The following is a 13,581-nucleotide window of genomic DNA, read 5'->3' on the forward strand; positions in this document are numbered from 1 at the left end:
TCTACGCGATCGCGCGCCGTCCGATGATGGCGAAGCGCAGCTTACCTGAGATCCAGTCGATTGCGGCGACCGCCACCAGGATCATCAAGATCAGGAACGAAACCTTCTGCCATTCCAGCACGCGGATCTGCTCCGCAAGCTGCAAACCGATGCCGCCGGCGCCGACGATGCCGATGATCGTTGCCGAGCGGGTGTTGGATTCGATGAAATAGAGCACCTGCCCCGCAATCACGGGCAGCACTTGCGGTATCAGACCGAAGCGAACCTCGTGCAACGCGCTACCGCCGGCCGCGCGAATGCCCTCCACCTGTTTCCGGTCCGCCGCCTCGATCGCCTCCGAGAACAGCTTGCCGAGCGCGCCGAAGTCGGAGACTGCGATGGCAAGCACGCCGGCAAACGGCCCGAGCCCGACGACATTGATCCAGACCAGCGCCCAGATCAGTTGGTCGACGCCGCGGATCGTGTCGAACAGCCGACGGACCGGAAAGCGGAGGATCGCGGAAGGTATGACATTGCGCGCCGCGAGCAGGCTGATCGGCAACGCCACCAGCGCCGCCAGCGTCGTGCCCAACACTGCTATCGAGAGCGTCTCGCCGAGGGCCTTGAGGTAGAGAGGCAGAGACGCGCCCGGATCGGGCGGGAGCATCATCCTTGCGATCCAGCCGAGCTGGCCGAGCCCGGCCAGCATCCGGCTGGGTGAAAACTCCAGATCGACTAGGCCGAACACGAAGATGGCAAGCGTGAGCACCAACACCAGCGGTGTGGCGAGCCGCGCCGCCGCGGGCCGGTCGAAAACGTGCGGATAACGCCTGCGCAGATCTTGCGGATCCGGCCGTTCCAGAGCTGTCATGTGCGCGCCTCCGCGCCGAACAGCCTGGCACGCAGCCAGCCGGTGCCGATGTCGATCAGAAAGACGGTGAGGATGATCGTCAGCAGGATCGCGCTGACATCGGAATAGTAGAACTTGCGGATCGCGACCACGAGCTCCTGACCGATGCCGCCAGCACCGACGAAACCCATGACAGAGGCCTCGCGGACATTCATCTCGAAACGCAACAGCGTGTAGCTGACGAAGCCGGCGATGACCTGCGGCAGGACCGCGAAGCGCATGCAGGACAGCCAGCTCGCACCGGTCGAGCGAATACCTTCGACCGGCTTCATATCGGCGTTCTCCACCACTTCCGAAAACAGCTTGCCGAGCGCGCCGCTGGAATGAACGGCAATGGCGAGCACGCCGGGAATCGGCCCGAGACCAAAGGCGATGACGAAAATCAGTGCAAACACGATGGCCGGTACGGTGCGGGCGAATTCGAGCAGGCGACGCACGACAAAACGGAGCCAGGGAGCCGGCGACGTGTTTTCAGCGGCCAAGAAGTTGAGGCCGAACGCGAACACCATGCCCACCAAGGTGCCGACATAGCTGATCAACAGCGTCTCGCCGAGCAGCTTGAGCCATTTCTTCCAGCCCCAAAACCACTCTGGGAAATTGGTCCACACACGCTGCCCATCGTCCAGCGTGAAGATGCGATCGAAATAGCTGACGAAATTGCCGAAGTATGTGAAGAGCGTACGCAGATTGACCTCGGCACCGACACCTGCGGCGCCGAGCACGGCAGCAAACACCACAGCAGCCAGCGCAACACGGAGGCGCTTGCGTGCGACGGCCTTGCGGTAGGCCTCGTTGAGCGCGGCCAATTGCTGGCTGGGAAGTGTGGAAACCGCGACCGCCATCGAAGCTCGGACCTTCGCGCTCATGCGCTACGGAAAAAAGCCGGGTCGCATAGACCCGGCTTTTGACGGAGAACAGATCAGGACGCCTTCTTGCGCAGGCTGTCGACGAACTTGATCAGTTCGATGGTGGCATCCCAATCCTTGGTCGTGGCCGGATGGAAGCCCTGCTTCTGGCCGTCCGACAGCCGATCGAAGGCTGCCTTGTCCTTGGTCGGCGCATCGAAGAAGGCTTTGGCGATCGCGGCCTTGGCCTCTTCCGGAAGCTCCGAGTTGTAGGCGTACGGCCCGTTGATGATCAGGGCCGACTTATGGATGATGCGGAAATCGTCCTTCTTCATCGGCGAGCCATCGACATTCTTCAGCATGCCCTTGGTGAGCATCTGCGCCAGCGTCGAATCATTGTCGCTGGTCCACTGGTTGGCCGCGACGTCGACCGTGCCCTGAGCCAGCGCCAGCACTGCGTTTTCGTGGCTGCCGGTGAAGACGACCTTGCTGAAATAGCCCTCGGCGCTGCCGATACCCATCTTGTTGAGCTCGAAGCGCGGCACGTTGTTGCCGGAGGTCGAGTTCGGATCGACCAGGCCCAGGTTCTTGCCCTTGAGATCCTCGACCTTCTGATACGGGCTGCCCGCCTTGACGAAGAACACCGAGTAGTAACCGGTGCTGCCGTCCGCATTGATGTCGTTGGCGAAGGCATCGGTCTTGACGCCGGTCAGCCGCGCACGCGCGAACGAGGCGGAGCCGTAGCTGGCAATATGGATGTTGCCGGCGCGCTGTCCTTCGATGACCGCGGCATAGTCATTGGCGATGCGCAGCGTGACTTTCACGCCGAGTTCCTTGGACAGATAGCTGACGAACGGCGCCCAGCGCTCGGTGACGCCGGAGGCGTTCTCGGCCGGAACGACTGCGAAGGTCAGTTCCGGATACTTCGCCTTCCAATCCTCGGCGGAGGCGGAAGCCGTGAACGCCAGCGCGGCAACGCCCGCCAGAACGATACGACGATTGATCATGACGTGTCCTTTTTCTTGCAGTACTTGCAGTGAGACGTCTTGAACGCCGCACAATGCGGCAGCCAAGTTCGCAAAACTCTCGGTCAGGCCACGGCGGCTTGGCCGAGGGCTGGAGCGGTCGCGGCCGCCGCAGGACGCACCGCGTCCATCACTTCGTCGGCCTCGAGATCATACAATTCGCGCGCGATCTGAGGCGTGAGTGCCGCCGGCAGATCATCGAACACGACACGGCCGGTCGCCATGCCGATCAGGCGATCGCAATAGCCGCGCGCGAGATCGAGCGAGTGCAGATTGCAGATCACCGTGATGCCGAAATGCTTGTTGATGCGCAGAAGCGCATCCATCACGATCTTTGTGTTGCGCGGATCGAGCGAGGCGATCGGCTCGTCGGCGAGAATGAGTTCGGGCTCCTGCACCATGGCGCGCGCGATGGCGACGCGTTGCTGCTGGCCACCGGAGAGTTGGTCCGCGCGCTGGGCCGCGAGGCTGGCCATGTCGAACTGTTCGAGCGCCGAGAGCGCCACGGCAACATCTTGTGCCGGCCACTGCTGCGCCAGCGAGCGCCAGAATGGGATGTGCGCCAGCCGCCCCATGAAGCGTTATCGACTGCGGTTTTCGCGCCAAAACGACACGTCAAACCATCTACCACCAGCATTGGGTTCTCCGGACAGCTAGGACCGCACTCTCCGCTAGCGCCCGGATTCTACAGTTATGTGACAGCTCTGCTGCTGCACCGAACCGTCCACACGCCGGCAGCACACGTCACGCGCATGTCACCGCGATGTCATCACACTGATAGAAGACGACGCCCGCCGACGGTAAACGGAGAGTGATCGAGATGGCCGGAAAGATACTCGGGGTGGCTCCCACCATCGATTCCAGCGCCAAGGTTCAGGGCTCGACCTTGGGCGCCTATTGCGAAGTCGGCGCACGCACGATCCTGCTCGACGTCGCGATGGGCGACTACTCCTACGTAGTCAACGACTCCCAGATTACCTACACGAGCATCGGCAAGTTCTGCTCGATCGCAGCGATGACGCGGATCAATCCCGGCAATCATCCGATGCACCGCGCCACCCAGGCGCATTTCACTTATCGCGCCAGCGCTTATTTCTCCGGCGAAAACGACGAGGCCGAGTTCTTCGCCTGGCGGAAGGAGCACCACGTCAATATCGGTCACGATGTCTGGATCGGTCACGGCGCGATCGTGCTGCCCGGCCGCAACATCGGGACCGGCGCGGTGGTCGCGGCAGGGGCCATCGTCACCAAGGACGTTCCGGCCTACACTATCGTGGCCGGCAATCCGGCGCGCCCGGTCAAGCGCCGGTTTCCCGAAGATGTCGCCGAGCGGCTGATCCGGCTGGCATGGTGGGATTGGCACCACGAGGCGCTACGCGCAGCGCTGCCGGACTTCAGAAGGCTGGCGATTGACGAATTCCTGGACACATACGAGTCCGCGCTCGACGCGACCGGCCGGGTGCGGCAAAGTGTCTCTCATGACTGATCTCATCATCTCAGGTGGCCGAACGCTGCTCGGCAGCGACTTCGTCGACACCTTCCTCTCCGTTACCGAAGGTGAAATTGCCGATATCGGTGTGTCTCGTAGCGGCTCTGCGGTCGAACTCGACGCGCGGGAGCTTCTCGTCCTGCCCGGCATTGTCGATGTGCACGGCGATGCGTTCGAGCGTCAGATGGAGCCGCGCGCCGGTGTCGGCTTCCCGGTCGACGTCGCGCTGATCGACAGCGACCGCCAGGCGATTGCGAACGGCATCACCACGGTCTTCCACGCGACCACCTGGTCCTGGGAGCCGGGCCTGCGCAGCGCCGACAATGCGCGCCGCCTGCTCGAATCCATCGAGGACTTGCGACCGCGGCTTTCGGCCGACACGCGCTTCCATCTGCGTCACGAGACCTACAATCTCGGTGCCGAGGAGGAGATCGCGCAGTGGCTGGCGACGGGTCGTGTCGACCTGTTCGCCTTCAACGATCACATGAATTCGACGCTCGCCTCGCTGGAAAAGCCGCAGAAGCGCCAGCGCATGGTCGATCGGACCGGGCTTTCGGGTGAGGCATTCGATCGCCTCGTGGCGGATGTCGTCTCGCGCGCCGATGAAGTGCCGGCGTCGATTGCGCGCCTTGCCAGCATCGCGCGCGACGCCGGGGTGCGGATGCTCTCGCATGACGACGATACGCCGGCGATGCGCAAGGCATTCCGCGCACAGGGCGTGACGATCGCAGAGTTTCCGATCAACGAGGAAACGGCGCGCGAAGCGGCGGAAGGCGGTGACGCCATCGTCTACGGCGCGCCCAACGTCGTTCGCGGCGGCAGCCATACCGGCTGGACCAAAGCGAGCGACATGATCGCGAATGGCCTCTGCTCGGTACTGGCGTCCGATTATTACTATCCGGCGCCACTCCTGGCCCCCTTCCGCCTCGCCGCCGACGGCGTGCTCTCCCTGGCTCGTGCGTGGGATCTCGTCTCGGGCGGACCTGCGCGCGCTGCGGGGCTCACTGATCGCGGCAGCATTGCACCGGGTCAGCGCGCCGACATCATCATGGTCGATGATCAGGTGCCGATGCGGCCGCGGGTGGTCGCGGTCATCGCCAATGGGCAGTTGTTTTATCTGACCGAGCCAGGCCGGCTCACCGCGCCGCTCGCCCGTGCTGCAGCTGCCGAGTAAGCCGATCGAGATGGCCAAATTTCCACGTTACGCGATCTACTACGCACCGCCCGAGGCGAGCCTGCTGGATCGTTTCGGCAACTCTCTGCTCGGCTATGATGCGCGACGCGGAGTGGATACCGCGTTCGCGGACGGGATCACGGAAGCGATTGCCGACTGGCGCGAGCTGACCGAGGACGCCCGCAAATACGGCTTTCACGCCACCTTGAAGGCGCCGTTCGGGCTGGCCGATGGACGAAGCGAAGCGGACCTGGTGACGGCCTGTCGCGATTTCGTGAGCGTGCCGCGCGCGATCCCGCTCATCCGCCCCGTGGTGGATGCGATCAGCGGATTCATCGCGGTGATCCCGGGCGAGCGCTCGGACGCGCTGCAGGGGCTTGCGGCGGACTGCGTCCGCGCCTTCGATCCCTTCCGCGCGCCGACCACGCCGGAGGATCGCGCGCGCAGAAAGCCCGAGGCGCTGACGCCGCGTCAGGTCGAATATCTGGACGTTTGGGGCTATCCCTACGTCATGGAGGAATTCCGCTTCCACATGACGTTGACATGCCGGCTGGAGGCCGCGCGTCGCGAGCCGATCCTTGCGATGCTGCAGGCCCGTTTCGCCGAGATGAAGCTCGCGCAGCTCGCGATCGACCAGATCGTGTTATTTCGCCAATCCGATCCAAGAGCCCGCTTCCGCATTATCGGGTCCTGGCCGCTCACGGGATGCGCGTCGCCCGCTTAGCAGGCTCAGTGTGCTGCGCCGGCGTAGCTCGGCCGCAGCTGATCCGCATGCACGGCGAGCGGCGGCAAGATGTCGGCGCGGTCGCGTGGCAAAGCTTCCCTCATCTCCTTCTGCAGGAAGGCGATGAGCTTCTCCCTCACCTCACAGCGCAAGTCCCAGGCTTGCGGTGCATTGCGGGCGCTGACCAGGGCTCGCAGCTCCATCGTATGGGAGTTGGCATCGACGACCTGCAGATTGACGACCGCGCCGTCCCACAATTTCGATTGCTTGACGACCTCCTCGAGCCGTTTGCGGATCCGCGGCACGTCCGCCGCGTAGTCGACATACAGCATCACCGAGCCGATCAGGGACGCCGCATCACGGGTCCAATTCTGGAACGGACGTTCGATGAAATAAGACAGCGGCACGACCATGCGGCGCCAATCCCACAGACGGATGACCACGTAGGTCGATGCGATATCCTCGACCCAGCCCCATTCGTTTTCGATGATGACCGCATCCTCGATCCGGATCGGCTGTGTCACGGCGATCTGCACACCAGCGATCAGGTTGCTCAGCAGCGGCCGGGCTGCGAGACCGACGATCAGGCCGGCGGCGCCGGCCGACGCAAACAGGCTGACGCCGTATTGCCTGACCGAATCGAACGTCATCAAGGCGGTCGAGATCACGACGATGATGATCAAGGTATCGATCACCCGCTTGAACACGCGGACCTGGGTGACGTGCTTGCGCGCCATGAAATTTTCCGCGATGTCATTGCGGAAGCGCTGGAGATAGCGCGTGGCGGCAAGATCGACGGCGCGGATCGTGATCCAGCCGACCAGCGCGATGGTCGCCACCGCGAACAGATGCGCAAGCGCCCGTCTCCAGGCGTCATCAAGCGGGGCGAGCGGCAGAACGAGAGCGACGGCAATCAGGCAAAGGGCGAGACGGGCAGGTCCGGCAGTCCGCTGCAGGGTCGGCAGCAAGATCGAGCTTCGCGCGCCGATCGTCCGCTTCACCACGGCGCGGATCACCTTGTAGATCAGCAGCGCCCCGACGATCGCGGCGGCGATCAGACCAGGTCCGATCAGCCATTCCGGCGCCAAGCCCGACATCCGCTCGACGAGTTCCTGCATGCCCGATCTCTCCCGCCAGCTGTTGGAAGCGAGACCAACTCATCAGCGCTTCTTCGGATCACGCGTCAGCTGCACCGCAGCATGCGTTCGGCGCATGGCCGGCTTGCCCGGAACCGCTCGCCGGACTAAAGCCCCGATATGCCAACGATACGCACGTGCAGCATCAAGCTACGCGATGTTGCTTTTCCGACAATCCACTGATGTTGCAAACGAATGGCATATCGCTTGCAATGCACAATCCGCATCGCTATTGCAACGCAGTGATTTCTTGGAGTGCACCATGCTCGGAATTGGAAGTAAGCTGCCATCGTTCGAAATCGTCGGCGTGAAGCCCGGTTTTCACTTCCAGGAGGAGAAGGGCGAAAGCGCCTTCGAGACCCTGACGGAAAACAGCTTCCCAGGTAAGTGGAAGATCATCTTCTTCTATCCCAAGGACTTCACCTTCGTCTGCCCGACCGAGATCGCTGAGTTCGCCCGGCTGTCGAAGGATTTCGCTGATCGCGATGCCGTCGTGCTCGGCGGCTCCACGGACAACGAGTTCTGCAAGCTCGCCTGGCGGCGCGATCACAAGGACCTGCACCAGCTACCGATCTGGCAGTTTGCCGACACCAAGGGCGCGCTGGTCGACGGCCTGGGCGTTCGCTCCCCGGATGGTGTCGCGTACCGCTACACCTTCATCGTCGATCCCGACAACACGATCCAGCACGTCTACGCGACCAATCTGAACGTCGGCCGCGCCCCGAAGGATACGCTGCGTGTGCTCGACGCGCTGCAGACCGACGAGCTCTGCCCGTGCAACCGTGAAGTCGGCGGCGAGACGCTGAAGGTCGCCTGATCATGCCGATCGACCAACTGAAGGACCGGATCCCGGACTTCGCCAAGGACGTCAGGTTGAACCTGTCGTCCATGGCGTCGGACGAGACGTTGTCGCCGCAGGCCAAATACGGCCTATTTGTCGCTTGCGCGATTGCGACGCGAAATCCGACGGTGGTTGCGGCATTGGAGGCCGTGGCGGCCCAGCATCTGTCGCCGGCAGCGCTGGCGGCGGCGAAGTCCGCCGCCTCGATCATGGCCATGAACAACGTGTATTACCGCTTCGTGCACCTTGCCTCGAACAAGGACTACGCCACGATGCCGGCACGGCTGCGCATGAACGTGATCGCCAATCCCGGGGTCGACAAGGTCGATTTCGAGCTGTGGTCGCTCGCGGTCTCCGCGATCAACGGCTGCGGTACGTGTATCGACGCGCATGAGAAGACGCTGAACGAGGCCGGCGTCAATGCCGCCACGATCCAGACCGCGGTCCGGTTCGCCGCGATCATCCAGTCGGTCGCGGTTGCGATCGAAGCTGCCGGGGTCAGCCTCGCGCAGGCGGCGGAATAGCCGTAGGCTTCCGGAGCTCGCGTCCCCGACAAAGAGAGGGGCGCGAGCTTCTTAGATCAGATCCAACATCCTAAGCCGACGACTGCAGCGAAAGCGAAGACGCGGGATCAGGCTGCACTGAACGCCCCGCCATGGCTGCGACCTTCGGTCGCGGGCGAAATCACCACCTGAACATCGCGTGGACGCGCGAGATACGGCGCTGATGTCACCAGCACATCGGCGCCGGCTGCGGCATAAGCGGCGGCATTTTGCGCATTGACGCCACCAGCCGCGGCGATGACCGGACGCGCGCGCGTCGTGGGCGCCGTCTGCGTGCGTGCGACCAACGTCGCAATGTCCTCCGGCGCGAACTTCTCGGCCTGGATCACGTCGAATCCCGCCGCGGCGGCCGCCACCGCCTGCTCCACATTGGTCACTTCCACGACCAGCCGCTTTTCGGGAGCGGCGCGCCGCAATCGTTCGACAATGTCCGCAAGCGAGGCCTCGCCGAGAAACGCGCGGTGTTCAGGAAACAGCAGCACAGTTTCCGAGAGCCCGAGCCGGTGCATGACCGCTCCCCCCGCTCGGACCGCCGCCACCGCAAAGCGCTTCACGCCCGGAACATTCTTTCGGGTGCAGGCCACGCTGATACCGGGAGCCACAGATCTAGCGGCCTTTACGGTCGCTTGCGCTTCGGTCGCAACACCGGACCAGATCTCGATCAAGGTCTGCGCGACCTTCCAGCCGCGCAACAGCGCCGAGGCCGGACCGGACGCGCTCAGGATCGGCGCTCCCTTCTCAAGAACAGCACCGCTGGCAGCGAACAACTCGACCCGAGCTCCCGCGAGCTCGACCAAGGCGGCGGCGTCTTCCGCCAGCGCCAGCGTCATCCGATCGCGGGCGGTAAACCGCATGACGCCGGCCGCCGTTCCGATCCCAAGCGCTTCTGTCGTGAGATCGCCATACGGCACGTCGTCCTGGAGCAAAGCTTCCAATTCTGCCCGCGATGCAGCTGTCGTCATTCAATACCTCTTATTCCCCGCGCTCCCGAGACGTTCGCTTGCCGACGCAGGATGTCGCGTTTCGGACGATCCCATTCCGATCCCTGCACCACCGTCCCACCCGCGTCGACCCAATGCACACTCCGTTCTAGGCGGAGCGGCGGTTGCATGCACGCGATGGGACGCGTAGCGTCTGTAACTCGTCTTGCCGTTCGCGACGATCTGAACCGGCAACCCGTCCGAGGCCAAACGACTCAAGCTCGCCATGAACCAGGATTCTGTCGACCCGGACCTCAATCGCCTCGCAGCCGTGCTCTACGGACCGGCCGACGACGCCGACAGCCTGCTGTCCGATTTTGCGCAAGCTCTGCTGCGCGACGGCGTCCGGGTCGGCGGCGTGGTCCAGCACAACGTCCGCGACGCCGCCGGCAAGAAGACAGGCATGGAAGTGATCGATCTCGCCGACGGTCACGCGATCTCCATCTGCCAGCCGCTTGGCAGCGGCGCCATGGCGTGCAAGCTGGACGCTGGCGGCCTCGCCGAAGCGGCGATGGCAGTCCAGCGGGCGATCAATGCCCAGGTCGACCTGATCGTGGTGAACAAATTCTCCAAGCAGGAAGCCTCCGGCGGTGGGCTGCGGGACGAGCTTGCCCTGGCGATCATGTCGGGGATTCCAGTCCTGACGGCAGTTCCCGAAAAATGTGTCGCGGAGTGGCAGACGTTCACCGGCGACTGCGGGACGACGTTGCAGCCCTCCCGCCCAGCCATCACCGCGTGGTGGCGCGAGGTGTCCTCTCGTCAGCACTGAGCAGCGGGCGCACACAGACAGCTTACTTGCCGACTATCACGTCCGACGACTTCGATACCTGCCGAGACGACGTCATCGTCCTTCAGCTCGAGCTCATCGACCGCCTCATTGGTGCTGGCCGAAAACACCGTCAGGCCCGGGACTTTTTCGACCTTCACATGAGCGGTCGTCACGCCTTCCGCGACCGCTGCAATCGTTCTTGGCAGAACATTTCGTGCGCTCAGTTCCACGTGCAACTTCCTCTTTGATGCTGCACGCAGATGAAAGCAGAAAGTCCGCCGGTCCTCAATCAGGTATATTGCCATGAATACAAGAAATGACCCACGTCATTGTCGCGTCTTCGACAAATCGCCGTCATGACAGCGAAGACGTTCGGCTCAGCCGAACTTGAACAGCACGCCATAACCGCCGCGAGGATAGCTCCACTCGATGTCGCCGCTGGCCTCCCCGATCACCCGACAGGTGCCACATTCGACGCAGCCGTCGGCAGTGATCTCGACCTGTCCCTTGTCGTTGAGTTCATAGCAGCGCGCGGGGCAGGCCTTCAGTAGTGAGAGCAGCTGCGGCGTGGGCGTGGTATGCGGACGCACTTTGATGTGAGCCCGCCCGGAGTCGACCAGATAACGATTGTAGAACAGCTTGTCCTCGACCCGCACAGCGACTTCCGTGGTCATGTCTGATCTCCCTCTCGTTCAGAATCTCGATTGCTGCTCAACGCCACGCCCGCGCGAAGCGGAACGCATCGCCGAACAGGCCGGTCCACGACCGCGCATTCACGAATGAGCGCAGCATGCTGCTCTCTTTTTCCTTCTTCGGCGTGCCGTCAACCCGCACGAAGTTCTGCATCGCCTTGGAGACCAGCTGCGGATAGGTCAGGAAGAAGTTCTGCGACTGGTTGTGCAGAAGCGCCGGCATGTCCTTGTATTTCTTCAGATCCTTGATGACGAAGGAGTCCTCAAGCATCTTCTTGTAGAGCGAGAGGTTCGCTTTGGTCATGGGATCGCGCCGCGACTTCACCTGGAAGATCGCTTCTGCCGCGATCCGACCCGAGGTCATCGCAAGGTTGGAGCCTTCGCGATGGATCGCATTATTGAGCTGGGCAGCGTCGCCGACGACGACCCAGCCATCGCCGCAGAGCTGCGGGATCGCGTTGTAGCCGCCTTCCGGAATCAGATGCGCGGCATATTCCTTGACCTCCGAGCCCTCGATCAGCGGCGCGACCGACGGATGCCGCTTGAAGCGTTCCAACAAGCCATAGGGCGTTTCTCCGGTCTTCTGGAAGTCGGAGACCAGACAGCCGATGCCGAGCGAGATGCACTCCTTGTTGGAGTAGATGAAGCCCATCCCGGTCATTCCTTTGGAGATGGTGCCGGCGGCCTCGATGACGGCACCTTCATCCCCTTTGAGGTTGAAGCGAGCCTCGATCGTCTCGCGCGGCAGGAAGTGCATCTCCTTGACCGCAAGCGCGACGTTCTCCGGCTTCGGCCGCTCACGCAGGCCCGCGCGTGTCCCCAGCAGGCCATTGACGCCCTCCGCGAGCACCACGACATCGGCATGGATCTCGCCGTCGCGCCGGTCCGTCTTGACCCCGATGACCTTGCCATAAGCGTCCTGCGCGAGCTCCGTCACTGTGGTTTCGCACAGCACGGTAGCTCCGGCTTCTTTCACCTTGGATGAGAACCATTTATCGAACTGCGCGCGGATGATGGTGTAGCGGTTCGGCCTCTCCTCGTTGAAGTCATCCGAGCGGTAATGCAGGCCGACATGCGATTTGTCGTCGAGCATCCAGAAGCGCTGCTCGACCAGATGCCGCTCGAGCGGCGCCTCCTCGCGGAAATCCGGAATCAGCTTCTCCAGCATGTCCGCGTAGAGGATTGCGCCCTGCACATTCTTCGAGCCCGAATATTCGCCGCGCTCGAGCTGCAGCACCTTCATGCCGCGCTTGGCCATGGTCAGCGCAGCGGCATTGCCGGCCATGCCGGCGCCCACGACGATCGCGTCGAACCGTTCCTCGATCATTGCCCTGCTCCTTCTAGCTTGCGATGCGATCGCGCGAGTGCGGCGACAGCCGTGCCCTGAACGCTTCCGTCAGCGCCGGCAACAGCCGGATCGCGTCGGTGACGATGCCGATATGGGCGAAGTCGAAGATCGGGGCGTTCTTGTCGGTATTGATGGCCACGATCAGGTCCGCACCCTCGACGCCGACGCGATGCTGGATCGCTCCGGAAATTCCGGCCGCAATGTATAGCTTGGGCCGGATGGTCTTCCCGGTCTGACCGATCTGGCGATCCGATGTCACCCAGCCCTTCTGCACCAGCGGACGCGAGCAGCCATATTCGGCACCGAGCACGGATGCGAGGCCGCGCACCAGTTGGAAGTTTTCCGGCGAGGCCAAGCCGAGGCCGCCGGCCACCACGATGTCCGCATAAGCGAGGTTCGACTTCGCGGAGTCGCGGTCGGGAATAAACGAGAGAATCTTGGTGACGATGTCATCCTCCACAAGACCGAGCTTGTGCTCGATGATGCGGCCGGCCGGCTTCTCGACCCGCTCCGGCATCGGCATCACGCGCGGACGTACGGTCGCCATCTGCGGGCGATAGTTCAGCGTGTAGATGGTACATAGCAGCGAGCCGCCGAAGGTCGGACGCGTGGCAGCGAGTGAGCCGTCCGCGTCGACATCGAGTTCGGTGCAATCGGCGGTGAGGCCAGTCAGCAAGGTGGTGGCGACTGAGCCCGCAAGGTCACGTCCCAAGGTGGTGGCGCCGAGCAGCAGGATTTCCGGCTTGAAGGTGTTGACGGTATCGGTCAGCGCCTTGGTGTAGGCCTCGTTACGGTAGTCGGTCAGCACTTGGTCGGCGACGATATAAGCGAGGTCCGCGCCGTAGCAGAACGCTTCGGCGGCCGCGTGCTGAACAGCCTCGCCGGGCGGCCCGATCACGACCGCCGCGAGGTCGACTTTAAGCTTGTCAGCAAGCTTGCGCCCGGCGCCCATCAGCTCCCAGGAGACGGGGTGCACTTGACCGCGCTCCTGTTCGATGAACACCCAGACGTGCTTATACGCCTTGAAATGCTCGGGCAGCTCTTTCTTGGTCGCGGCGCGGCCTGCAGGAGCCGGTGTTTTGGTCGGTTCGCTCATGGTCGTGTTC

15 protein-coding genes and 1 pseudogene are annotated in these 13,581 nt (G+C 63.2%); 6 read left to right on the top strand and 10 right to left on the bottom strand.

What is annotated here, in order from left to right:
• Position 1: 1 nt before the first annotated feature.
• The 4 genes and pseudogenes from phnE (QX071_RS21170) to QX071_RS21185 form a co-directional block, all read right to left on the bottom strand.
• Positions 2–850: a phosphonate ABC transporter, permease protein PhnE gene (gene phnE / locus QX071_RS21170; RefSeq protein ID WP_315704615.1), complete on the bottom strand. Its 849-nt coding sequence runs from the start codon at positions 848–850 to the stop codon at positions 2–4.
• On the bottom strand, positions 847–1,731 hold the full coding sequence (phnE, locus tag QX071_RS21175; RefSeq protein WP_315704616.1) for a phosphonate ABC transporter, permease protein PhnE: 885 nt from the start codon (positions 1,729–1,731) through the stop codon (positions 847–849). The genes phnE (QX071_RS21170) and phnE (QX071_RS21175) overlap by 4 nt, the downstream gene beginning before the upstream one ends.
• A 77-nt stretch (positions 1,732–1,808) precedes the next feature.
• Positions 1,809–2,741: a phosphonate ABC transporter substrate-binding protein gene (gene phnD, locus QX071_RS21180; protein WP_315704617.1), complete on the bottom strand. Its 933-nt coding sequence runs from the start codon at positions 2,739–2,741 to the stop codon at positions 1,809–1,811.
• 83 nt (positions 2,742–2,824) lie between these two features.
• Positions 2,825–3,334, bottom strand: a pseudogene (locus QX071_RS21185) (phosphonate ABC transporter ATP-binding protein); the annotation flags it as partial.
• Between the two features lie 245 nt (positions 3,335–3,579).
• Here QX071_RS21185 and QX071_RS21190 point away from each other — a divergent pair.
• Genes QX071_RS21190 through QX071_RS21200 form a run of 3 tightly spaced genes read left to right on the top strand, consistent with a single transcriptional unit; the run spans position 3,580 to position 6,146 of the window.
• Positions 3,580–4,245, top strand: coding sequence for a chloramphenicol acetyltransferase (locus tag QX071_RS21190; RefSeq protein WP_315704618.1), 666 nt, complete (start codon positions 3,580–3,582; stop codon positions 4,243–4,245).
• A complete protein-coding gene (locus QX071_RS21195) occupies positions 4,238–5,422 on the top strand; it encodes an alpha-D-ribose 1-methylphosphonate 5-triphosphate diphosphatase (protein WP_315704619.1) in 1,185 nt (394 codons plus the stop codon). The genes QX071_RS21190 and QX071_RS21195 overlap by 8 nt, the downstream gene beginning before the upstream one ends.
• Positions 5,423–5,432: 10 nt before the next feature.
• Entirely contained in the window at positions 5,433–6,146 is a 714-nt protein-coding gene (locus tag QX071_RS21200; RefSeq protein WP_315704620.1) for a DUF1045 domain-containing protein, read from the top strand.
• A 5-nt stretch (positions 6,147–6,151) separates the two neighbouring features.
• Here the strand turns inward: QX071_RS21200 and QX071_RS21205 are convergent, their stop codons facing one another.
• Complete coding sequence (locus QX071_RS21205) at positions 6,152–7,264, bottom strand: mechanosensitive ion channel family protein (RefSeq protein ID WP_315704621.1); 1,113 nt, start codon at positions 7,262–7,264, stop codon at positions 6,152–6,154.
• Between the two features lie 280 nt (positions 7,265–7,544).
• On the opposite strand from QX071_RS21205, the gene QX071_RS21210 reads away from it, so the two are divergent.
• Positions 7,545–8,099, top strand: a complete 555-nt coding sequence (locus tag QX071_RS21210) for a peroxiredoxin (protein WP_315704622.1) — start codon at positions 7,545–7,547, stop codon at positions 8,097–8,099.
• A 2-nt stretch (positions 8,100–8,101) separates the two neighbouring features.
• The gene (locus tag QX071_RS21215) at positions 8,102–8,647 is read left to right on the top strand and encodes a carboxymuconolactone decarboxylase family protein (protein ID WP_315704623.1); all 546 of its coding nucleotides are present in this window, start codon (positions 8,102–8,104) and stop codon (positions 8,645–8,647) included.
• Positions 8,648–8,754: 107 nt separating this feature from the next.
• Here QX071_RS21215 and modD read toward each other — a convergent pair whose 3' ends face one another.
• Entirely contained in the window at positions 8,755–9,648 is an 894-nt protein-coding gene (gene modD / locus QX071_RS21220; protein ID WP_315704624.1) for a ModD protein, read from the bottom strand.
• 244 nt (positions 9,649–9,892) lie between these two features.
• Between modD and QX071_RS21225 the strand changes: the two genes are divergently transcribed.
• Entirely contained in the window at positions 9,893–10,435 is a 543-nt protein-coding gene (locus QX071_RS21225; protein ID WP_315704625.1) for a DUF2478 domain-containing protein, read from the top strand.
• On the opposite strand, the gene QX071_RS21230 is transcribed toward QX071_RS21225, so the two are convergent.
• From QX071_RS21230 to QX071_RS21245, 4 genes are all read right to left on the bottom strand, one after another.
• Positions 10,426–10,665, bottom strand: coding sequence for a transporter (locus QX071_RS21230; protein ID WP_315704626.1), 240 nt, complete (start codon positions 10,663–10,665; stop codon positions 10,426–10,428). The two genes, QX071_RS21225 and QX071_RS21230, sit on opposite strands and share 10 nt — an antisense overlap.
• Before the next feature lie 147 nt (positions 10,666–10,812).
• Entirely contained in the window at positions 10,813–11,109 is a 297-nt protein-coding gene (locus tag QX071_RS21235; protein WP_315704627.1) for a ferredoxin family protein, read from the bottom strand.
• A 37-nt stretch (positions 11,110–11,146) separates the two neighbouring features.
• A complete protein-coding gene (locus QX071_RS21240; RefSeq protein ID WP_315704628.1) occupies positions 11,147–12,454 on the bottom strand; it encodes an FAD-dependent oxidoreductase in 1,308 nt (435 codons plus the stop codon).
• 13 nt (positions 12,455–12,467) lie between these two features.
• Entirely contained in the window at positions 12,468–13,571 is a 1,104-nt protein-coding gene (locus QX071_RS21245; RefSeq protein WP_315704629.1) for an electron transfer flavoprotein subunit alpha/FixB family protein, read from the bottom strand.
• Between the last annotated feature and the right edge of the window lie 10 nt (positions 13,572–13,581).

Source organism: Bradyrhizobium sp. SZCCHNS1022 (assembly GCF_032484835.1).
Classification (GTDB): Bacteria; Pseudomonadota; Alphaproteobacteria; order Rhizobiales; family Xanthobacteraceae; genus Bradyrhizobium.

What these genes read in the sequence shown, in the direction of transcription:
- phnE (WP_315704616.1), bottom strand. Translation starts at nt 1,731, where the DNA reads ATGGCGGTCGCGGTTTCCACACTTCCCAGCCAGCAATTGGCCGCGCTC.
- QX071_RS21215 (WP_315704623.1), top strand. Translation starts at nt 8,102, where the DNA reads ATGCCGATCGACCAACTGAAGGACCGGATCCCGGACTTCGCCAAGGAC.
- QX071_RS21195 (WP_315704619.1), top strand. Translation starts at nt 4,238, where the DNA reads ATGACTGATCTCATCATCTCAGGTGGCCGAACGCTGCTCGGCAGCGAC.
- phnD (WP_315704617.1), bottom strand. Translation starts at nt 2,741, where the DNA reads ATGATCAATCGTCGTATCGTTCTGGCGGGCGTTGCCGCGCTGGCGTTC.
- QX071_RS21190 (WP_315704618.1), top strand. Translation starts at nt 3,580, where the DNA reads ATGGCCGGAAAGATACTCGGGGTGGCTCCCACCATCGATTCCAGCGCC.
- phnE (WP_315704615.1), bottom strand. Translation starts at nt 850, where the DNA reads ATGACAGCTCTGGAACGGCCGGATCCGCAAGATCTGCGCAGGCGTTAT.
- modD (WP_315704624.1), bottom strand. Translation starts at nt 9,648, where the DNA reads ATGACGACAGCTGCATCGCGGGCAGAATTGGAAGCTTTGCTCCAGGAC.
- QX071_RS21205 (WP_315704621.1), bottom strand. Translation starts at nt 7,264, where the DNA reads ATGCAGGAACTCGTCGAGCGGATGTCGGGCTTGGCGCCGGAATGGCTG.
- QX071_RS21210 (WP_315704622.1), top strand. Translation starts at nt 7,545, where the DNA reads ATGCTCGGAATTGGAAGTAAGCTGCCATCGTTCGAAATCGTCGGCGTG.
- QX071_RS21225 (WP_315704625.1), top strand. Translation starts at nt 9,893, where the DNA reads ATGAACCAGGATTCTGTCGACCCGGACCTCAATCGCCTCGCAGCCGTG.
- QX071_RS21235 (WP_315704627.1), bottom strand. Translation starts at nt 11,109, where the DNA reads ATGACCACGGAAGTCGCTGTGCGGGTCGAGGACAAGCTGTTCTACAAT.
- QX071_RS21200 (WP_315704620.1), top strand. Translation starts at nt 5,433, where the DNA reads ATGGCCAAATTTCCACGTTACGCGATCTACTACGCACCGCCCGAGGCG.
- QX071_RS21240 (WP_315704628.1), bottom strand. Translation starts at nt 12,454, where the DNA reads ATGATCGAGGAACGGTTCGACGCGATCGTCGTGGGCGCCGGCATGGCC.
- QX071_RS21245 (WP_315704629.1), bottom strand. Translation starts at nt 13,571, where the DNA reads ATGAGCGAACCGACCAAAACACCGGCTCCTGCAGGCCGCGCCGCGACC.